Origin of the sequence: Ferrimonas sediminum (genome assembly GCF_900100175.1) — a bacterium.
Classification (GTDB): domain Bacteria; phylum Pseudomonadota; class Gammaproteobacteria; order Enterobacterales; family Shewanellaceae; genus Ferrimonas; species Ferrimonas sediminum.
In genome coordinates, this window is sequence record NZ_FNEM01000002.1 from 313,314 (window position 1) to 333,628 (window position 20,315).

Annotated in this window: 16 protein-coding genes; 10 read left to right on the forward strand and 6 right to left on the reverse strand. The window is 58.1% G+C overall.

The window, feature by feature from the left end:
• The first annotated feature begins 155 nt into the window (after positions 1 to 155).
• Positions 156 to 533 (forward strand): hypothetical protein, encoded by a 378-nt coding sequence (locus tag BLT77_RS03675; RefSeq protein ID WP_090362249.1) that lies wholly within the window; start codon positions 156 to 158, stop codon positions 531 to 533.
• 1,233 nt (positions 534 to 1,766) lie between these two features.
• Complete coding sequence (locus BLT77_RS03680) at positions 1,767 to 3,365, forward strand: Ig-like domain-containing protein (RefSeq protein WP_090362252.1); 1,599 nt, start codon at positions 1,767 to 1,769, stop codon at positions 3,363 to 3,365.
• A 419-nt stretch (positions 3,366 to 3,784) separates the two neighbouring features.
• On the opposite strand, the gene BLT77_RS03690 is transcribed toward BLT77_RS03680, so the two are convergent.
• From BLT77_RS03690 to gshA, 3 genes are all read right to left on the reverse strand, one after another.
• Positions 3,785 to 4,597 (reverse strand): DUF2797 domain-containing protein, encoded by an 813-nt coding sequence (locus tag BLT77_RS03690; RefSeq protein ID WP_090362255.1) that lies wholly within the window; start codon positions 4,595 to 4,597, stop codon positions 3,785 to 3,787.
• 108 nt (positions 4,598 to 4,705) lie between these two features.
• Positions 4,706 to 4,981 (reverse strand): YihD family protein, encoded by a 276-nt coding sequence (locus BLT77_RS03695; RefSeq protein ID WP_090362258.1) that lies wholly within the window; start codon positions 4,979 to 4,981, stop codon positions 4,706 to 4,708.
• A gap of 162 nt (positions 4,982 to 5,143) precedes the next feature.
• Positions 5,144 to 6,742, reverse strand: a complete 1,599-nt coding sequence (gene gshA, locus BLT77_RS03700) for a glutamate--cysteine ligase (RefSeq protein WP_090362262.1) — start codon at positions 6,740 to 6,742, stop codon at positions 5,144 to 5,146.
• 535 nt (positions 6,743 to 7,277) lie between these two features.
• Here gshA and BLT77_RS03705 point away from each other — a divergent pair.
• On the forward strand, positions 7,278 to 8,567 hold the full coding sequence (locus tag BLT77_RS03705) for an NAD(P)/FAD-dependent oxidoreductase (RefSeq protein ID WP_090362266.1): 1,290 nt from the start codon (positions 7,278 to 7,280) through the stop codon (positions 8,565 to 8,567).
• 15 nt (positions 8,568 to 8,582) lie between these two features.
• Here the strand turns inward: BLT77_RS03705 and BLT77_RS03710 are convergent, their stop codons facing one another.
• Positions 8,583 to 9,452, reverse strand: a complete 870-nt coding sequence (locus BLT77_RS03710) for a LysR family transcriptional regulator (RefSeq protein ID WP_090362271.1) — start codon at positions 9,450 to 9,452, stop codon at positions 8,583 to 8,585.
• A gap of 246 nt (positions 9,453 to 9,698) precedes the next feature.
• Between BLT77_RS03710 and BLT77_RS03715 the strand changes: the two genes are divergently transcribed.
• The 7 genes from BLT77_RS03715 (at position 9,699) to rsmS (ending at position 15,420) form a co-directional block, all read left to right on the forward strand.
• The gene (locus BLT77_RS03715) at positions 9,699 to 10,829 is read left to right on the forward strand and encodes an S-(hydroxymethyl)glutathione dehydrogenase/class III alcohol dehydrogenase (protein ID WP_090362278.1); all 1,131 of its coding nucleotides are present in this window, start codon (positions 9,699 to 9,701) and stop codon (positions 10,827 to 10,829) included.
• Positions 10,830 to 10,877: 48 nt separating this feature from the next.
• Positions 10,878 to 11,717 carry an S-formylglutathione hydrolase gene (gene fghA, locus BLT77_RS03720; RefSeq protein ID WP_090362282.1) on the forward strand — a complete coding sequence of 280 codons (840 nt, stop codon included), beginning with the start codon at positions 10,878 to 10,880 and terminating at the stop codon, positions 11,715 to 11,717.
• Between the two features lie 116 nt (positions 11,718 to 11,833).
• Complete coding sequence (locus tag BLT77_RS03725) at positions 11,834 to 12,238, forward strand: thiol-disulfide oxidoreductase DCC family protein (protein ID WP_090362284.1); 405 nt, start codon at positions 11,834 to 11,836, stop codon at positions 12,236 to 12,238.
• Positions 12,235 to 12,960: an SDR family NAD(P)-dependent oxidoreductase gene (locus BLT77_RS03730; protein WP_090362287.1), complete on the forward strand. Its 726-nt coding sequence runs from the start codon at positions 12,235 to 12,237 to the stop codon at positions 12,958 to 12,960. The genes BLT77_RS03725 and BLT77_RS03730 overlap by 4 nt, the downstream gene beginning before the upstream one ends.
• A gap of 260 nt (positions 12,961 to 13,220) precedes the next feature.
• Entirely contained in the window at positions 13,221 to 14,519 is a 1,299-nt protein-coding gene (locus BLT77_RS03735) for a BamA/TamA family outer membrane protein (RefSeq protein WP_090362290.1), read from the forward strand.
• Positions 14,520 to 14,678: 159 nt separating this feature from the next.
• Positions 14,679 to 15,068, forward strand: coding sequence for a hypothetical protein (locus BLT77_RS03740; RefSeq protein ID WP_090362293.1), 390 nt, complete (start codon positions 14,679 to 14,681; stop codon positions 15,066 to 15,068).
• Positions 15,069 to 15,270: 202 nt separating this feature from the next.
• Positions 15,271 to 15,420, forward strand: coding sequence for a pleiotropic regulatory protein RsmS (rsmS, locus tag BLT77_RS03745; protein ID WP_090362296.1), 150 nt, complete (start codon positions 15,271 to 15,273; stop codon positions 15,418 to 15,420).
• Here the strand turns inward: rsmS and mrcB are convergent.
• Complete coding sequence (gene mrcB, locus BLT77_RS03750; protein WP_090362300.1) at positions 15,417 to 17,816, reverse strand: penicillin-binding protein 1B; 2,400 nt, start codon at positions 17,814 to 17,816, stop codon at positions 15,417 to 15,419. The genes rsmS and mrcB overlap by 4 nt on opposite strands.
• Positions 17,817 to 20,279 carry an ATP-dependent helicase HrpB gene (gene hrpB, locus BLT77_RS03755; protein WP_245709855.1) on the reverse strand — a complete coding sequence of 821 codons (2,463 nt, stop codon included), beginning with the start codon at positions 20,277 to 20,279 and terminating at the stop codon, positions 17,817 to 17,819. It abuts the gene before it with no gap.
• Positions 20,280 to 20,315 lie beyond the last annotated feature (36 nt).

The window sequence follows — 20,315 nt, forward strand, 5'->3', positions numbered from 1 at the left end:
GTTCCCTGTGGCGATCGGGGCCGTTCAATTGCAGGCCGCCGTTGGAATTCTGCCTCAAACTGGGCTAGAGTAGCGCCGCTAAAACTGCGGCATCCGCCGCCCATTGCTGTCCACATCCGGCAGCGCCCCTTCTGCTGTAGATAAGAGAGACAGAGATGAAAATTACCGCCGTTGCCGAATTCCCGAAACCGGAAGTCAAGCGTCACCACAAGCCCCGCCACCTGAAGAAGCTGGCCATCGGTGAGTTCGCCTCCACCTGCGTCCACATCCGTTTCGACGGCGACATTGCGCTGTTCGAAAAGCTGGACGAAGCGGTATTCAACGCCGCCAACGACACCGTCGGTACCTTCCTGGCTTACTTCAACAACCAGTACCACGTGGCCATCCACTTCTTTACGGCTGAAGCCAGTATCGAAGAGCAGGCGGCGCGCATCGCGGCACTGATTGAGGAGACGCTGGGCAGCAAGCCTGAGCTGACCATCTTTGCCGGTGACGAAAACTACGGCGACTGGGATGCCACCTTCCAGGGGTAAGGCCTCCGGTCTCTTAACAAAGCCGCCGATGGCGGCTTTTTTTTGGCTGTGTCTAAGTTAATTGTTGAAGTCCTTTAATCAGAGTACCTCTCCGCTTTTGGAGCTCAGGTAAGAAACTGCATCAATTCACACTGTTGCTTCATCATATTAAGGAGCTGTCGCCAAATCAGCGCCAACAGCTACTCAATACTCTTCGCATTGATGGCTCCTCTGCTAGCGCATTTCTAATCGAAAATCATCCGGATAGCTGTCCCCATTGTCACTCTTCCAGTTGCGCCCTAGGGGTTCAAGCCATGGACTCCCTCGATATCGATGCAACTCCTGTGACAAAACCTTCAACCCATTAACCGGCATCGCTTGCGAAAGAGGGAGCATTGGCTGACTTATGTCCATCATGAAATTTCAGACACTTCCAACCAGCAGTGAGGCCAAAACTTCCTTGTAGGGAACAAATCTCTTCATGAGAATAATTTTCACCGAATTCCTGGATACTCCCTAATTAACAACCACTTGCAAAAACAGAGCTTTTCATTCCAATCTGGATGATGTTTTTGGAGTTGTAGCTTCCAGATGCAACCGTCGTTGACCAACGCCCCACGAGTTCAGTAGGTCATGATCGAATTCATTGCTAATAAAACCTACCCTCAGTTTTACCCTCTCCGTTAAGCTAGAAAAAGCATATAAAAGGTTTTTGTATTGAAGCCACCATGAAACAACACTTACTAGCAGTAAGTGTTGCGACTCACGTTAATTTAGTTGAACATTACAGTTTAAATAAATTACCCAATTGCTTGCATAATGCTTTAATACATTAACTTTAAATGCTTTGGCAAATCGGTTAGTGGCGCGAGTCGCATTTCTCTTTGCTGCTGCACGGCATGCAAAACACATCGTTTTCGGTAAAAAAATCCATTCCCCCCCCTTGTATTTGCGACGTATGCCACCATTGATTTTGTTGCTATTGCGTTGCCTGGAATCTACTTTTTTGCCGATATAAAGAAAACGTATCAAGCAATCAACAAAACACTGAAATTCAATCATTTATTTTTATGAGACATTACTCTCAAATATAGATTGCTTTTACTCACACTTCCGTAGTGCGGTTCGAAATTGGCAACTTTCGGTATCGAATGAACCTGTCAACCAAGGTGCTTGGCATTATATTTCTTTGTGAGCAATATGTGTCGCTTCAATAACGGAGCGGCACGGTTATCATTACCACATGGAAAAATAATGAAAAGAAAACGTGAAATAACATCGCCTGCAAAAACACTTGTGGCAGCAATGCTCATTAGTGTTTTGTCTGCTTGCGATAGCGGAAGTGGAGACTCATCTTCACCGCAACCATCAAATGCCGCGCCAATAGCCAACCCTGTTGAAGCAATGGCGACTATGGGAAGTCGGGTGCTAATTGATGCTCTTGAGAATGACCTGGATTCTGATGGTGATGAGTTGACCATCGAGGCCGTTAGCGTCATGAAAGGTGCTGGCAACGTTTCCATCCATAACAACAAGATCATGTTTGACCCTGTTGAGATTGGAACGGCAATTCTGAGCTACTCAATCTCAGATGGTAACGGTGGCAAGGCCACTTCAACCGTGACTGTTGTGGTTTCCGCACAAGAGCTTGCTTATGTTGGATCTCAGGCTTGTCTGTCATGCCATACGGATAAAGAGAGCTACTTGGAAACAGGCCATAATTACAAGCTTGTTAAGGTCAACGGCAAAGAGCCTGAGTACCCGTTTACGTCAATCTCTGGCTCTGTTGAGCTTCTTGATGTGAATAGCTCGCTTGGCAACCCAACAAGCTGGGACGATATCAGCTATGTTGTTGGCGGCTATCTTCGTCGCGCCTACTTCCTTGACCAGAATGGCTACATGCTGACCGGGAAGAGGGCGAGCGTAAACAGCGTCCCTAAAGGCGAGACGGTCACGATCGACCGAATGAATGCTTGGAATCCTGATGCCCCAGCTGATTCAAAGCAGTTCGATTACTGCGCTCGATGCCACACAACAGGATGGAAGGATTACACCTCTGGTCATGGTGATGAGCGTAACCTGAATCGCCAAGATGATATGCCCGGCATGGCAGGGACCTTCGCGCTTACTGGCGTTCAGTGCGAAGCTTGTCACGGAGCCGGCCTCGCTCACATTAAAAGCCCATCTAAAGACAACATCGTTAAGATTGCTGAGCCACGTACTGTTGACGATTACAACTCTGAAACTATGGGCTTTGGCAAGGCGATAGCATGTACCGAGTGTCACACAACAGACGATGCAGTTCGCCGCTATCCTGACTACGTCTCTCCGCACGATCAGGAGTTCGGTGGAGATAGCCAGAATGCACGTTTGGCAACTGATACCCACTTTGGACCTGAGGGCCGCAAGGATGGCCGTGGTGGTCGCCATGCTGCATCTACGTTGCTAGGTGTTGATCCTGATACCGGGATCGCCATGGGCAAGAAGCAACACTTTAACTGTTCCACTTGCCACAACCCTCATAAATCCAAGCACTACGATGATAAACCAGGTCATGAAGATGCCTTGGCTCGCGAGTGTACTGACTGCCATAAGCAGGAGTTCAATAACGCGCCTGGAAGCAACATTGCATCTGCTGCACATGAGTTCATGGCAAAGTGTACCGATTGCCACATGCCCGGAGAGTCACACCTGTTCAAGATCGACCTTGACGGTGCCAAAGACGATCCGCGCCATTTCTCAGCTGACGGAGACTATCAAAAGCCATGGCTGAGAGCCTGGGATAGCTGCTCAGAGTGTCATGCGGATGATTATGACGAGCGCGCTAAGAGAATCGGTACGATTCACAAATAACACATCAACTCATCATTGAACTGTGCCAAAGCCAGCGACTAACCCCCGCTGGCTTTTTTTGACCCTGTTTCCGGGCGTTATTGTTCAAATCCCAGGGAGCCACCTGGCTGTTCGTTGATCTGATCCCGTGACCATCAATCTGGGAGCAACGTCATGGGCAAGTCGAAAGGAAGAATCATCAACTGACCGAAGTACCACAACGCACTGGTTCAACGTGGCTCTCTCACCTTCTGGTGGGTGAGCAAGCGGGCCAACACGGTTGAAATCAAGTACCGTCGTCCCATGTGGCCCAACTGGTTATCGATGCCACCGGGCTTAAGGTGTACGGCGAGGGCGAATGGAAGACACGCAAGCATGGCAGGCAGAATAAAAAAACGCCGGCCCCACTGGGCCGGCGTCCTATACGATGGATCTCAGGCTCAACAACTGACCCGCACCTCGTAGCCGGTGAACTTGCGAATGTTGATGACCCCGGTATCGAAGATCAGATACTGGCCCTTTATCCCCATCAGAATGCCGGTCACCCGCGGCGTCTTATCGAAGTTGTGTGACGCTACCTTGACCGGAAACTGCTTTACCGGGAACTCAATGGCGACGATCGATTCATCCAGTACCTCGTAGGCGTCATCACCGAACTCGGCACGAATCTGAGCCAGTTTAGTCTCAATCTTTGGCAACAGAGCGCGTGCCTGCGCTTTGAGGTCCAGGTTGTCGTTGTTGCCCTTGAGCATCGCCCGCCAGTTGGTCTTATCGTTGATGAACTCACCCAATGCCACCTCCACCAACCCGGAGATATGGCGACTGCGGACCCGAATGATCGGCAGCCCCTGGGTGGCGCCCTGGTCGATCCAGCGTGTCGGCAGTTGAGTATGCCGGGTGATCCCCACCTTCAGGCCCGAGGTGTTGGACAGGTAGACGTAATGGGGCACCATGCAATGGGCCTCTCCCCACTGTGGCTCTCGACAGGTACCTGCGGCAAAATGGCAGGTCTCCGGCTTCATGATACACATATCGCAGCGCGCCAGTTTCTTCATGCAAGGGAAACAATGCCCCTGGGAGTAACTCTTGTTGGTCTTGCGACCACAGGCATCGCAGAAGATGTTGCCTGTGTGTTCCAGGGTCAACGGCTGGCCAATAATGCCATTTAATGGCAGGGCTTCCTCGCCCACCAACAGGGTGTAGTCGACGTCGCCCGCCAGCCGGCTGCGCATCTTTTTCAGGGTTCCTTGCATACTGATTTCTTCTGTCACGGACAATAGGGGGAGTGTAACAACTCCCGGAGCCAGCCCAAACAAAAACGGCCGCTCGAAAGCCGCCGTAGAGATGAAGCCGGATTGGTGTTATTCGTCGTCGATGCCACGGGCCTTAAGAATCGCCCCTTTCCAATCGAAGTCGTCGACGTAATCTTTCTTGATCCCGGGGATCATGGTGTCCTTGCTGGTGTCCCCCATCTTCAGCTGGTAGATCAACATGTCGTCGGTCAGCTCAGACAGGGGGCCGTCAAAACCGGCCTGTTCGGCCACCTTTTGCAGCATCTGTACCAGATTCAGCTCCTGATCTTTCTGCCACACTGGTTCCAGCAACTCCAGCAACTCTTCAATACGATGGCACGCCATGGGGTCTCCCTCTGTTCCCGTTTTCAGGCATCATATCCTGCCAAACTGTGATCTCAAGGGCTTTTTGCACTGACAAAATTCATCCGAGCCTGAATCCTGTCCATGGCGTGCTGTCCGGTGCCATTGAGGGGGGTGGCTGCATCGAATGGCGGCTGAACACCATCAGCCAAAGGCCGACAGCCGGGCCGCCATGAACGCATCAAAATCCACTGCATCATTACGCTCAAGCTGGGCCTGACGGCGCCGGGATCGCTCTGCCATCTGATCAAATCCAGCCATCGCCACGGCCGACAGGGGCCGGCTGCAAAAATAACGGCGATGATCGATCGCCTGTTGCAGCATCATCTCTGCAAACTCCTGCCCTTCTTCCACCCTGGCCATGATCATGCCTGATGGTGTCAGGGTGCTATCGTGCACTTTCGCCAGCTGGGCATTGACCGCACGGCGGTGCTCCGTCGCCACGCAGGCGCCTGCGGACTGGTGCATTTGGGCCCTGTCGAGCAACGTCGCCGAGGCGTAGACCCTTTCCAGCAGCTGCCTCGCAGCAACCTGAAACGGCATCCGCTGCCCATTCATTGTCAAGCAGAGATCCGGATTCCGACCCTCAAGTAACACCCTATTCCGGTTCTCCGCCAGCTCCTGCAGCTCCCACTCCGACAACGGCGGGCTGTCAGACAGTAAACAGTACATCAGCCAGGCATCCAGAAACCGAATCTGCGGTTCGTCAATGCCCAGCGGCAGGAAGGGGTTGATGTCGAGCAATCGCAGCTCTATGTATTCCACCCCTTGTCGATTCAAGGCCTGGATCACCGGCTCGCCCGATGGCGGCACGCACTTGGGCCGGGCATCGCTGTACAGTTCATTGTCCAGCTGCAAAATACCGCTGCTCAACTGTCGATACTCCCGCCCAACCCGGACGCCCATTGCCTCATAATCAGGATGAGTGCGCGTCATCGCCTCAATTAAACCCTGGCGGTAGGGCTGCAGGCCATCGAGGCTGATGTTCAACGCCTGCTGAGTCCGGCTCTGGTACCCCAGTCCACTGAGTCTCAACGAGGTCGCAAACGGCAACCCCAGAGTGTGTTTCCCCATCGACCGTAATCGATGCGTTGACGACACAAAACTGCGATCCATCACCGGCGAGGCACCAAACAGGTAGCAGAGCAGCCAGGCGTGGCGACGCAGGTTACGCAACAGACCAAAATAGCGCTCGGTTCTCAATGTTGCGCTACAGCCCTGATGCGGCCACAGCTGTCCGGCCAGTGGCCAGAATCCATCGGGCAATGAAAAGTTGTAGTGAATTCCGGATATTGATTGCATCCTGGCACCGTAACGCTGCCTCAATCCTTCGCGATACACCTGCTTCCAACGGCCCTCGTTAGAGGCACCATAACGGGCTATAGGGATCTCGTCGTCCGTTTGCATCGGGCAAGGCATGCTGGAAGGCCAGAGATACTCTTCCCCCATCTGTGAAGCCACAACACGGTGCAGTTGATCCAGGCTGTCCAGCCCCTCCCGCACCCGCTGGGCAACAGGCGTAATGAACTCCAGCTGAGCCTCTGAGTAATCCGTAGTGATGCAAGGGTGGGTCAATGCCGCCCCCAGCGCCGCAGGATGTCCAGTTGGCGCCACTCTGGCAAGGGAAGTTACCCGCAGTCCCTCTTTCTCGATGCCACGCCGGAGTCGGGTCAAAATTCCGCCAAATGCCGCTGTGGACAGTTTATTCAGACGAAGTTGGTATGAATCGGACACGGTGTCCATCCTTAATATAGAGAGAATACAGAAAAAGCAGAAGCTAAAGGGTTACTTCTTTAAGCGACACGAACCAAGAGGGTAATCAAGAATCCAGACGATGGTGGTTATCAACAAATATCAGCAACAACCTAATTTAAATCAACCGCCCCACTCTATTCATGATACTGGAAATAAATTAAACAACTAGCACGCCCAGCCGCAATTCAGCTTTACCAGTCAGCAACAATCATCCCGACCCACCTTGAAGCCACGCCTGCACACGCCTACCCACGATCGCCCAAGCCATTTAGAAACAGGCAAATTATTACCAAACAGAAAAAGTCATTTTATATTTAATGCCATTGCCGGCGCTTTAGAAACTTCTATAATGACAGCCATTCTATTTAAGAACGGAATAAATGAAACCCAATTGTGGTTTTTAATTTCACTCTGGCTTTAGGCTGGCAAGGGTTTATTCCTAACAGGGTTATAGGCAACTCGTTATTGCCGGTTAATCACGACAACTTAATCATTCATTATCGCTTATCATCTGGAGTACTCTATGACCAACATCGTGGTTGTCGGCGGCGGCGCCGGCGGCATGGAATTACTGGGTAAAATCGGTCGAAGGCTGGGAAAGCGCGGCCAGGCAAACATCACCCTGGTGGACATCAGCAGCCACCACATCTGGAAGCCCCTGTTACATGAACTGGCGGCAGGCAGCCTCGATGAAGGCCTGAACGCCGTCGACTACCGGGTGCATGCCGCCCAGAATGGCTACCACTTCGAGCAGGGGGCACTCACAGGTATCGACCGGCAACGGCGCACCATCACTCTGGCTCCGATGACCAACGACGACGGCGAGCAGGTGCTGCCCACCCGCCACATCGACTACGACTACCTGGTGCTGGGTATCGGTGCCGTCACCAACGATTTCGGCATCGACGGCGTTAAAGCCCATTGCGACTTTCTCGATCTGACCGATCAAGCCATGGCGCTGCGACAGAAAATCCTCAATCGATTCCTGCAGCACGCCAAACAGGCCGAGCACTCTCACTTCGACATTACCATCGTCGGTGCAGGTGCAACCGGCACAGAGATGGCTGCAGAGATGCATCATGTGGCTGACACACTCAGCGGCTACGGTTATGACATTGGCGAGGACCTGCTGAGGGTTAACCTGGTGGAAGCCGCCGATCGGATCATGCCGGCGCTGACCAAGCCCTGCCTGCAAGACGCCGTCGAGCGGCAACTGAACGACCTGGGCATCAATATGATGACCCAAACCCGGGTCACCTCGGTCAGTGCCGATGGCCTGCAAACCGCTTCCGGCCAGTTCATTAAATCGGACATGATGATCTGGGCCGCCGGGGTCAAAGGACCGGAGGTGTTATCGACCCTGGATCTGCAACTGAACCAGGCGAACCAGTTACTGGTTCACCCCAACTGTCAGACGACAACCGACCCGCGCATATTCGCATTTGGCGATTGTGCCGCCTGCCCGCAGCCCGATGGCAGCTACACCCCGCCCCGGGGACAAACTGCCCGGCAGATGGCGCTGATGGTCGGAGACAACCTGATTCGCTTACTCAAGGACGACGATGCCGAACTCAAGGAGTACCTGTACAAAGATCTGGGCGCATTCGTCAATCTGTCCCGATTTACCACCGTCGGAAACCTGTTCTCATTTTTGGGAGGAGGCCTGGCCGTCCGTGGCTGCCCGGCCCGATTCGTGTACACCTCACTGTACCGGCGCCACATGCTGGCTCTGCATGGCTTACCGAAAGGCCTGCTGCTGCTGGCACTCAATGGCATGCAGCGCTGGCTCAGACCACAGCTGAAACTGTGGTAACCCTGCGGGCGGCCCTCAGGCCAACTGTTCGGCCAGGTAATCCACCAACAACCTGACTTTGGGCGACAGGTGACGGTTATGGGGGTACAGCGCCCAGATACCGTCATCCTGCTCGTTAAAATGATCCAGCACCGACACCAGTTCTCCGCTATCCAGATGGCGCTGAACGTAGTAATCCGGCAACTGCACCAACCCCAGCCCTTTGCGGGCAGCATCGGCCAACGCCTGGCCGCTGTTACAACTCAGGTTACCCCTGACCCTGATGCTCCTGGGCTTGCCCGCCTCCTGAAAGCGCCAGAACTCCAACGTGCCCACCAGGCAGTTGTGGTGTTCCAGCTCCGACAGAGAATGTGGCACCCCCTGCGCCGCCAGGTACTCAGGGGCCGCACACACATACTGGGTGCGGCCACTCAACCGTTTGGCCATCATGCTGGAGTCTTCCAGCTTTCCGAGACGCACCGCCAGATCAAAGCCCTCCTCCACCAGATCGATCTTCTGGTTGGACAGGTGCAGCTGCACCTCCAGCTCCGGATACTTCAGGGCAAAATCGTTCACCAGAGGGGCGATGGTGCGCTCGCCATAGGTCACCGGGGCGGTAATTCTCAACCGGCCCCGGGGCGAGCTTTGCAGATTGCTGATGGCCCGCTCCGCCTCTTCGAGGCCATCCATCACCTGACGGCAGTGCTGATAATACACCCGCCCGACGTCGGTCAGAGACACCTTCCGGGTCGTACGGTAAAACAGTTTGGCCGCCAGCCTGGCCTCCAGTGCGGTGATCTGCCGGCTGACCTGAGCGGTAGAGATCCCCAGACGTTTACCGGCGGCAGTAAAACTCTCGGTCTCTGATACCGCCACAAATTCACTGACTCCACTCCAATCAGACATTACCACTCCCCTTTCCAACCTTGACGCCCCATCGGTGCCCAACACATAACTTCTCTGTCTCGACCTCGAGCAGGAAGCTAATCTTACCTGACAACTCCGGCCGGTCAGCCGCTCAATTATTACCAGCAGGTAAAAGTAATTTACCTTAGTGGCCGATTATCAACAAATCAGAACCAAATATAATGCTCAACATCGAAACGGCGCCAACCGGCGTCCCTAATACAATGATGAAAACAGGAAACGTTAATGACTGCACAAATCATTAAATCCAAGGCCGCCGTTGCCTGGGCCGTTGGTGAACCCCTCTCCATGGAAACCGTTGACGTAATGCCGCCGCAAAAAGGCGAAGTACGGGTCAAGATGATTGCCACCGGCGTCTGCCACACCGATGCCTTTACTCTGTCCGGTGACGATCCTGAAGGGATCTTCCCCTGCATTCTGGGCCACGAAGGCGGCGGCATTGTCGAGTCTGTCGGCGAAGGCGTCACCAGCGTCAAAGTCGGGGATCATGTGATTCCGCTGTACACCCCCGAGTGTGGTGAGTGTAAGTTCTGCAAATCCGGAAAAACCAACCTGTGCCAGAAAATTCGCGAAACCCAGGGTAAGGGCCTGATGCCCGACGGCACCACACGCTTCTCCAAAGACGGTCAACCCATCTACCACTACATGGGCACCTCAACCTTCTCCGAATACACCGTATTGCCGGAGATCTCCCTGGCCAAGGTCAACCCCCAGGCGCCACTGGAGGAGGTGTGCCTGTTGGGCTGCGGTGTCACTACCGGCATGGGCGCGGTCATGAACACGGCCAAGGTGGAAGCCGGCGCCACCGTGGCCATCTTTGGCCTGGGCGGCATCGGTCTGTCTGCCATCATTGGTGCCACCATGGCCAAAGCCAGCCGCATCATCGCCATCGACATCAATGAGAGCAAGTTCGAACTGGCCCGCAAACTGGGTGCCACCGATTGCATCAACCCGCAGCAGTACGACAAACCGATTCAGGAGGTGATCGTTGAGCTCACCGACGGCGGCGTCGACTACTCCTTTGAATGCATCGGCAACGTCAATGTGATGCGCAGCGCCCTGGAGTGCTGCCACAAAGGCTGGGGTGAGTCGGTGGTCATCGGCGTCGCCGGTGCCGGCCAGGAGATCTCGACCCGCCCCTTCCAGCTGGTGACCGGCCGGGTGTGGCGCGGCTCCGCCTTCGGCGGCGTGAAGGGTCGCTCCGAGCTGCCCGAGTACGTTGAACGCTACCTCAATGGCGAGTTCAAGCTGGATGATTTCATCACCCACACCATGGGGCTGGAGGAGGTCAACACCGCGTTTGACCTGATGCACCAGGGCAAAAGCATCCGTACCGTGATCCATTTCGACAAATAATCCACCGGATCCCGGCCTCAGGCCGGGATCCTGCCACAGGATACCCAGATGACGTTAGAGAACATCAGTATCAACAAGAGCTTCAGCGGCTGGCACAAGCAATACAGCCACCACTCCGACAGCCTCAACTGTCCGATGCGATTCGCCATCTTTCTGCCGCCGCAAGCCAGCAATGACCAGCGGGTACCGGTGCTGTACTGGCTGTCCGGCCTGACCTGCAGCGACGAAAACTTCATGCAGAAAGCCGGGGCTCAGCGTCTGGCCGCCGAACTGGGGATCGCCATTGTCGCCCCGGACACCAGCCCTCGCGGCGACAAGGTGCCCGACGATGACGGCTACGATCTCGGCCAGGGAGCCGGGTTCTATGTCAACGCCACCCAGGCGCCGTGGCACCGCCACTACCGCATGTACGACTATCTGGTGGAAGAGTTACCCGCTCTGATTGAAGCCACCTTCCCGGTCAGCGATCGCCGCGCCATCGCCGGCCACTCTATGGGTGGCCATGGTGCGCTGATGATTGGCCTGAGAAACCCCGGTCGCTATCGCTCCATGTCGGCCTTCAGCCCCATCAGCAACCCCAGTGTCTGCCCCTGGGGACAGAAAGCCTTCAGCGCCTACCTGGGCAGTGACACCGCCGCCTGGCGCCAGTACGACACCAGCCTGCTGATGCGCGACGCCCCCGAGGGCCCACCGGCCTTAGTGGATCAAGGCGCCAGCGACCCCTATCTGGCCGAACAGCTTCAGCCGCAAGCGTTGCAAGCGGCCGCACAGGCCAGCGGCTACCCACTGCAACTGAACCTGCGCGAAGGCTACGATCACAGCTACTATTTCATCGCCAGCTTCATCGACCAGCACCTGCGTTTTCACGCCACCCACCTGCAGGACTGATCCGCTATCCCCTCCCACCATCACGGCACTCGCCGTGGTGGTGGCGGCATGATCCCTTGCGATCCCAACCGCCCGCCTGTACGTATTGGTTGCATCACCCTGATGCGGAAGCCTGCATGACCTTTACTCTGTTTATCGATGACCGTTGCCCCCTATGCAGCCATGAAGTCAGCCTGCTGCGCCAGCGCGACCCTCTGGGGCGGCTGCGTTTTGTGTCCATCTACGACAGCGACTGGCATTCGGAGTTTCCCCAGATCGACCCGATGCGATGCCTGCAGGTACTGCATGCAGTGAACGAACGCGGCCAGGTGATAACCGGTCTGGACGTCACCGTTGGCGCCTGGCAGCGAGTGGGGCGGGGGCACCTGGTCAGTTGGTTGCGCTGGCCGCTGATACGGACCCTGTCCGACTGGGGCTACCTGCGCTTTGCCAAACACCGCCACCGCATCTCCGCCTGGTTGATGGACGCGCCCCACTGCGACGGCGGCCAGTGTTCCCTGCCTCCGAAGTCGCGCCGATGACGCTTCACCTGATTGCCGGTGCCGGCGGCGGCCTCGGACAGGCACTGACCGACCACTGTCTGACGCAGTCGTCACAGCAGGTGGTGGCGGTCAGCCGCCAGGCCGCCCCCGGGCTTTGCCCCGTATCCCACCCCAGATTAACCCGCCTTCAATGCGACAACAGCGTCAACGCCATCGCGGCGGTTATGGAAACATTGATGCCACGGCGGCAACAACTGGCGCGGGTCACCCTCTGTAACGGCCGGTTGCACGATAACAATCTGTCACCGGAAAAATGCATCGAAAAACTCGAACAGACGTCCCTTTCCGCCCTGTTTCACAGCAATACCGTAGTGCCGGCCCTGTGGCTGTCACAGCTACTGCCCCTGTTGCAGCGCAGTCCGCACTGCATCGTCACCGTACTCAGCGCCCGGGTCGGCAGCATCGGCGATAACCGCCTCGGAGGCTGGTACAGTTACCGCGCCAGCAAAGCGGCTCTGAATCAGATCCTGCAAACCGCGGCAGTGGAAGCGGGCCGCCGCGCTAAAGGGGTCAAACTGGTGGCCTACCATCCCGGTACGGTCGACACTCCGCTGTCGAGGCCATTTCAATCCCGGCTGGCACCGGGGCAACTGCTCAGCCCACAACGGGCAGCCCGGCGACTGATGCAGGTCACTGAGAACCTGGTTGCCGACGGCACGCTCAGTTACCTGGACTGGCGCGGTGAGCCGATTCCCTGGTAACCCCGTTGCGAACCGCTCCCACCATGGCCATTCCGGCTTTTGCTTTCAGCAACCAGACAACCCCTACTCAGCCCGAGCCATCAAATTAACAAAAACTCATGCGCATTTTTTACTATTGCTAAAAATACTGGTACAACGAGGCTGCAGCCGGGAATCACTGCGTCACCGCTCATCAACCGTTACACTCGCTCACAAGAGCATTACGGTTTTTCGACGCTAAAAACGGTACCCTCGGCGCCAACATTGCCAAAGGACGTTCCATGTACCGCACCACACTCTTTGCCCTGACCCTGATCGCCGGCCCCGGTTGGGCCGCCGACAGTGCCCAACCGCCTTCCGACAGCCCCGACGGTGGCGGCGCCGTCCACGATACCTCGGGCGGCAGCGCCGGCACCGAAGGGCAAAGTCGCAATGCGGTTGTTCCCTTTGTGTTTTCCTCCTCCAGCATGGGCTTTACCGGTGCCGCCGCCGGCAGTTTCCAGGGGCTGCTGCAACCTCAATCACAGATCGTCGGCGTCGGCGCCTACTCCAACAACGACAGTTACGTCGCCTTTCTCGGCATCTATAACCTGACCTTCAGCGACAGTAGCCGCTGGTTTGTGGATCTGGAAGCCATCAACGCCACCTTCAAGGAATCCCAGGTCTACGTCGACGGTGCTCCCGGGTTCGACGGCGGCGCCGGTGGCCACGGCTCCGATGAGAACAACTTTGTCCTCGGTCAGGAAGATCAACAACGCTACGCCGCCAGCTTCCGCTACGTGCTGCCCTTTGGCGCCGGGGAAAACCGCCCGTTTCGACTGCGCCAGGCCTTTGGCCCGGAACCGATGCTGCCCGTCGACCAGCAGTTGGATGGCGAATCGCCACTGGCCCTGTCCAGCATCACCATCAAACCCTTCTACGAATCGCGACAGATCGCCGATGGCGACCAGGAGGAGACCGGGGGCATCGCTCTGAGACTGGACATGGACGCCCGCAACTATGTGCCCTCTCCCAGTCGCGGCTATCGATTCGAGTTTGACCTGCAACGGGACTGGGGCAGCGGCGACCGCAGCAGCTACACCAGCTGGCAGGCCCAGTACGCCCACTACCTCAACCTGGGAAGCAACAGCTGGAGCCAGCAGCAGACCCTGTCGCTGACCGCCTATCTGGCCGACGTCCCCACCTGGGACAGCGGCAGCGAAGGCAAGGAGCACCGCCCGCCCTGGTTTGCCCAATCCAAACTGGGGGGCTGGGATCGACTGCGGGGATACCAGTCGGATCGCTTTCACGACCGCAACGCCATCTACTACGGGGCAGAATATCGCAGCGTCCCCACCTGGCAGCCTCAGGGCAGCATCCCCTTCATTGACCGCTACTATTTCCCCTGGTGGCAGTTCGCCGCTTACGTCGGCGTTGGCCGGGTCCATGATGAGTTCGACCTGTCGACCCTGCACCAGGAGATGAACTGGAGCGCCGGTTTCGGCATCCGCTTCTGGGTCGAAAACGTGCTGGCGAGGCTGGACATTGCCTATGGCGCGGAGGGCAATCAGGTGCGGGTGGTGGTCAATCAGCCCTTCTGAGTCCCCGTCAGCCGCCCCCTGCCGGGGCGGCCGCACAGCCATACCGCGGATTGATCGTGTCGGTCAAAAAGCATGGGATTCGAAGATTATTTGTACGCACGGGGTGACATCAGGCTACACTGGCCAATCATCATTAATTATCTGAATGGAATCAGGATTATGTATCTCTTTATCTATGTCGTCATCCTCATTGCCATCGGCCTCGGCAACAAGGCACTGCAATCATTTTCCGGCCATTACGACCTGCTGAGCCTGCTGGCTGACTTGCCACTGATTCTGTTTACCTACTTTGGTCTCATCGCCCTCTGGGGGCGCGCCAGACATGGCCGCTACCTGACGGCCACCTTCTGGAAAGGCTACTTCCTGGCCCTCATGGTCAGCATTGTAGTCCTGCCCTTTGTGCAACCGGAATTGCAGCAACTCATGACAGAATCCGGCCCCCTGCAGATGGTGCTGGCCTATGGGGTGATGTCGGCCATCATGTTGCCCTATTACTGGGGACTGTACCGCTACGCCTTCCGCTCGCCCCAGCTATGGCAGCAGCGATGACCCCCCCAATACCTGTCGTCAGGCTCGAGTCAGGCCGCGCCATCGACGGCCATCAGGGGGGACTGGCAACGGCCGGCAACGAGGGGAGTGGGATCTGATACAAAAACGCGTGCTGTGCGTGCGCCGAAAATACGGCAGCGGGCTACACCCGCTGCCACCAACATCGTACACTGTGGCTCCCGATTAACACTGCGAGGCCATCATGTCTCTGGAACACGCCCCCGACGAAGTCAAACTGGCGGTGGATCTGATCTACCTGCTGGAGTCCAACGAAGTGGATCCTGCCACGGCGCTAAAAGCCCTGGCCATCGTCCAGAAAGATCTGCAGGCCAAGCTGGCCGTCGACGACTAAAAGCCGAACACCCGCTCCAGCCAGTTTTTCTCCCGGCTGCCGCCGGCGCAGCCGGAGGGATCCGGCCAGCTGCTGGCATCGGCGGGCAAACGGACCGCGCCAGTGCAGTCCGATGCCACCGCCTGGCCACGGACATTGAAGTAGCCCTGCACAGTACCGTCGGGTGGCGTCAGCACCAGCGACAAGGGATCGCGCTGCTGCAGATAACGCCGGTACAGCGGCAGCGCCGCACTGGAGCCGTAAAGGTTGGCGGCACTGTTGTCGTCCCGCCCCACCCAGGTAATCACCACATCGCGGTCATCGAAGCCGGCAAACCAGGCATCGCGTCCATTGGAGGTGGTGCCGGTCTTTCCTGCCAGCGTCACATCCGGATAGGTCTGTTTCAGGCGCCGGCCGGTGCCCCGCTCCACCACCTGAGTCAACAGGTAGTTGGTCAGGTAGCTGGCCTGGGGCGACAGCACGTGTGTCACCTTCTCCTTGTGTTCAGCCAGAGGCTGGTTGTCCTCATCCAGTACGGCTTTGACGCTGTACAGCTGTCGGTAGCGGCCGCCATCAGCCAGGGTCTGATACAGCTGGGCCAGTTGCAGGGGGCTGGCTTCCATGGATCCCAATAACATCGACGGTCGTGGCTGCAGCGGCAACGGCCAGCCGGCCTTTTGCAGGGTGTCATTGACCGCGTCCAGGCCCACCGCCATCCCCAGGTTCACCGTCGGCACGTTATAGGAGCGCACCAGACCGTCCGCCAACGACACTTCACCGCGGTACTGTTTATCGTCATTCTTGGGGGCCCAGACACTGCCGCCGCTGCTCTTTAGTTTGATGGGCTGATCCTTGATACGGCTGGCCAGATGGTAGCGCTGAGGCTCCGCCAGGGCGGTCAGGTACACAAAGGGCTTCACCAGTGAGCCGATGGGACGAATGGCGTCCGTCGCCCGGTTAAAGCCTTTGAAGTCGGGATCTTTGTCCCCCACCATCGCCAGAATCCCGGCCTGGTAGCGATCCACCACCACCATGGCGGCCTGCAGGCGGGGATCATTGCGGTCCTGACTCAAGCGGGTCACCCCCTTCTCCACCGCCTGCTCGGCGGAGCGCTGGGCCAGGGGATCCAGGGTGGTGTAGACCTTAAGGCCGGATCGTTTCAGAGTCTGCGGCCCATAGCGACTGGCAAGCTCCTGGCGCACCTGCTGCATAAACGCGGGTAACCGATGTCGCTGTCTGGATTTGGGATCCCGGACTCCCATGCCCTGAGACGCCGCCAGCTGATACTGATCTTTACCGATCATTCCCTGCTCCAGCATCAACCTCAACACCAGGTCCCGTCGCTTCAGGGTGCGCTCGGGATAGCGCCAGGGGTTGTAGTAGGAAGGCCCCTTGATGATCGCCACCAGAGTGGCCTGCTGGGCAATGGTCAGCTCCTCGATGGGCCGGTGGAAGTAAAAGCGGGCGGCCAGGCCGACCCCGTGCACACCGATGCTGCCATCCTGGCCCATGTACACCTCATTGAGGTAGGCCTCCAGAATCGTGTCTTTATCGTAGCGGTAGTCGATGATCAGCGCCATCAGCGCCTCACGAATCTTTCGCCACAGAGTCCGATCCCGGGTCAGAAAAAAGTTCTTCGCCAGCTGCTGAGTCAGGGTACTGCCCCCCTGCACCGTCCGCCCGGCCTTGATATTAACCAGCAGAGCCCGGGCGATGGCCAGCGGGGCCACTCCATGATGGTGATAGAAGTCCTGATCTTCGGTGCGCAGCAGGGCATCCACCAGGCTTTCAGGAATCCGCTCTCTGGGCACAAACAACCGGTCTTCCCGATCCCCGGCGACGATGCGATCCATCAGCAACGCTTCCAGGTGCACAAACCCCAGATCCCGACCGTCACTGGATCGCTGCAACCGGGTAACCCGGTTATCGGAGAAAGTGATAAACACCCGCTGGGCTGGCTCATAGCCACTGGGCCCATCGTAGGCCCGTTTGTACAGTTCCACTTTATGGCTGGCGACCGCAAACTCGCCTTCGCGGCGGGGGCTGCCGGTATTGCGGTAGCCCAGCAGCGCCAACTCCTGCTTTAACTGAGCATGAGTAATGGGCGCACCGGGGTAGATGGCCATGGGCCGGGCAAAGATCTGCGCCGGCAGGTGCCAGCGCTGGCCCTCAAACTTGTCGGCAATGATCTGATCCAGGTAGACGCAGTAGGCGGCGGTGATCCCCCCAAGCACCATCAGCGACACCAGGGTCAGCAGCCCCAGGCGCTTGCTCCAGCTGCGCCCCTGGGTGCGGCGGCGTTGAGCACTGCGGCGCTTGCCCGCAGTGGCCTTGGCTTTTGCGGTCGATTTGGCCGGCCGTTTGCGGGCCGGGGCGCGGGCGGGCCGTTTGCCGCCATTGCTGGGTTGCTTGGCCATCTACTGCTGCTGCATCCTTTTCTTGGTTAATCGGGTGGCCTGAGTCCGGGCCGGGTCGTCTGGCCACAGATGCCGGGGATAACGGCCTTTCATCTCCTTCTTGACCTCACTCCAGGCCCCATTCCAGAAAGCGGCCAGATCTTCGGTGACCTGTAACGGCCGCCGCGCCGGTGACAGCAGCTCCAGGGTGACCGGCAGCCGGCCGTTGGCCAGCATCGGCGTGCTGGCCTCACCATACATCTCCTGCACCCGCACCGACAGCTTAACGCCGTGATCGTGGTACTCCAGCTTGATTTTGCTGCCGGTCGGCACCTGCCAATGGGTCGGCAGCAGGGCGTCCAGCTGTTGCTGCTGACTCCAGTCCAGCTGGTTGCGTACGATGCTGCCCAGATCCAGTGACTTTAGCTGAGACAGTTTTTTCAGCCCGCTCAGATAGGGCGCTAACCACTGTTCCAGGGTCGCCAGCAGAGCCTCATCGTCCAGGTTCGGCCACGCCATCTCCGGCATCGTCTGTCGCGCCAGGCGCAGACGCAAACGCCACTGCTGCAGCGACTCGGTCCACGGCAGACAGGCCATCCCCCGCTGACGCACCGCCTCAGTCAGCGCCTGAACGTAGTCCTGATCGCTGACGTCGGTCAGTGGCTGGGTTTGGATCACCAGCGCGCCCAGGCACAGCTGCTTCTCGGCCACCAGTTCACCGGTTTTGGCGTCCAGGTGCTGGCGCCGCTGCCAAATCAGCAGATGGGGCAACTTCTGCTCAAGCTCTGTCAACGCCACCTCCGCGGCCAGGTGCACCAAGGCATCGCCCTGGCCCTGGCGCTCGGACAGCTGCGCCGCCACCAGCAACTGCCGTCGCCCCTGCCAGGGGTCGTCCTGAGGCAGGGCGGCGCCACTGCCGCCACTGAGTTGATATCGACCGCCGTTGCCTCGAGGCAGGCCGATGCGATCCGGATAGGCCAGCGCCAGCAGCAGGCCGCAGTACTGGCTGCTGGCCATCCGGGTGCCACAATTGAGCTGCCGCCGCCATTTGTCACGCTGGGGCTTACCGGCTCCCGACAACTTGCCGAGGCGCAGTTCAATGTCGACGCCGGGGTTGCGGCCACGAAGGGGATCCCCCTCCTCCAGCAGTGCCGCCAGCTCACATGCCAGCGCCTGCAGACCGTCGATGCCCAATTCGCCGGACTTGATCAGCATGTGGCCCAAACGCGGATCGCTACCCAGGGCGTGCACTCGCCGGCCCATGGTGGTCAGGCGATGCTCGGCGTCCACCAATTCCAGCTGTTGCAGCAGAGTCCAGGCGCGGCTCATGGCGACCGCCGGAGGCGGCGTCAGCCACAGCAACTCCGTGGCCTGTCGACAGCCCCAGGCGGCCAGCTCCAGTGCCAGGGAAGTCAAATCGGCCTGGCTGATCTCAGGTGCATCGGCCTCCGCCAGCCCCTGTTGCATCGATTCACTCCACATTCGCACGCAATGACCCGCCATCAGGCGCCCGGCACGGCCACTGCGCTGCGCTGCCGAAGACTGGCTGATACGGGCGGTCTCCAGCCGGCTGATGCCGGACTTCAGGTTGTAGCGGGCCACCCGCTGCCAACCGGCATCCACCACCACCGAGATCCCCTCGATGGTCAGGCTGGACTCGGCGATGTTGGTGGCCAACACCACTTTACGGCGCCCTTTTTGCGCTGGCTGAATCGCCCGATCCTGTTGTTGCGGGGACAACTGACCGTACAGGGGACACAGGTCCACCTCCTCATCCACCCGCTCCTGCAGCAGGGTGAGCGCCCGGCGAATCTCGCCCTGCCCAGGCAGAAACACCAACAGATTGCCAGACCGCTGGCTGAGCTGCCGTTGTACCTGATTTACGGTGTCCGTTAGCCACTGGTGCCCCTGAGGCACCGATTGATACTCCAGGGTCACCGGAAAACTGCGCCCTTCACTGGCGACCAGCCTGGCGTCCGGCAGGCAGCGCTGAAACGGCTGTCCCTCCAGAGTCGCAGACATCAGCATCACCGTCAGATCCTCACGCAGCCCCCCCTGCACCTCCAGCGCCAGGACCAGGGCCAGATCCGTTGCCAGATGTCGCTCATGGACCTCGTCAAACAGCACCATCGCCACGCCGTCCAATTCCGGATCACTCTGAATCTGTCGGGTCAGCACCCCTTCGGTGACGATCTCCAGCCGGGTTGCGGCACTGACCCGGGTCTCCCCCCGCACCCGCAGGCCCACGGTCTGTCCGACAGACTCACCCAACTGGGCAGCGAGGTAACGGGCAATGGCCCGGGCGGCGATGCGCCGCGGCTCCAAAAGAATGATGCGGCCATCGATCTCCGGCCAGCTCAGCATCGCCAGAGGCAAGGCGGTGGATTTACCCGCACCGGTGGGGGCCTGAAGGATAATCTGATTGCCGCCGGCTAGGGCCTGGCGAAGGGGAACATAGACCTGTTCAATGGGCAGTGTGGACAAGGGACAACGGCATCCTGACGGTAACAAAGGGATCAG

Coding starts and splice junctions, on each gene's coding strand:
- BLT77_RS03675 (WP_090362249.1), top strand. CDS start 156: ATGAAAATTACCGCCGTTGCCGAATTCCCGAAACCGGAAGTCAAGCGT.
- BLT77_RS03680 (WP_090362252.1), top strand. CDS start 1,767: ATGAAAAGAAAACGTGAAATAACATCGCCTGCAAAAACACTTGTGGCA.
- BLT77_RS03690 (WP_090362255.1), bottom strand. CDS start 4,597: ATGCAAGGAACCCTGAAAAAGATGCGCAGCCGGCTGGCGGGCGACGTC.
- BLT77_RS03695 (WP_090362258.1), bottom strand. CDS start 4,981: ATGGCGTGCCATCGTATTGAAGAGTTGCTGGAGTTGCTGGAACCAGTG.
- gshA (WP_090362262.1), bottom strand. CDS start 6,742: ATGGACACCGTGTCCGATTCATACCAACTTCGTCTGAATAAACTGTCC.
- BLT77_RS03705 (WP_090362266.1), top strand. CDS start 7,278: ATGACCAACATCGTGGTTGTCGGCGGCGGCGCCGGCGGCATGGAATTA.
- BLT77_RS03710 (WP_090362271.1), bottom strand. CDS start 9,452: ATGTCTGATTGGAGTGGAGTCAGTGAATTTGTGGCGGTATCAGAGACC.
- BLT77_RS03715 (WP_090362278.1), top strand. CDS start 9,699: ATGACTGCACAAATCATTAAATCCAAGGCCGCCGTTGCCTGGGCCGTT.
- fghA (WP_090362282.1), top strand. CDS start 10,878: ATGACGTTAGAGAACATCAGTATCAACAAGAGCTTCAGCGGCTGGCAC.
- BLT77_RS03725 (WP_090362284.1), top strand. CDS start 11,834: ATGACCTTTACTCTGTTTATCGATGACCGTTGCCCCCTATGCAGCCAT.
- BLT77_RS03730 (WP_090362287.1), top strand. CDS start 12,235: ATGACGCTTCACCTGATTGCCGGTGCCGGCGGCGGCCTCGGACAGGCA.
- BLT77_RS03735 (WP_090362290.1), top strand. CDS start 13,221: ATGTACCGCACCACACTCTTTGCCCTGACCCTGATCGCCGGCCCCGGT.
- BLT77_RS03740 (WP_090362293.1), top strand. CDS start 14,679: ATGTATCTCTTTATCTATGTCGTCATCCTCATTGCCATCGGCCTCGGC.
- rsmS (WP_090362296.1), top strand. CDS start 15,271: ATGTCTCTGGAACACGCCCCCGACGAAGTCAAACTGGCGGTGGATCTG.
- mrcB (WP_090362300.1), bottom strand. CDS start 17,816: ATGGCCAAGCAACCCAGCAATGGCGGCAAACGGCCCGCCCGCGCCCCG.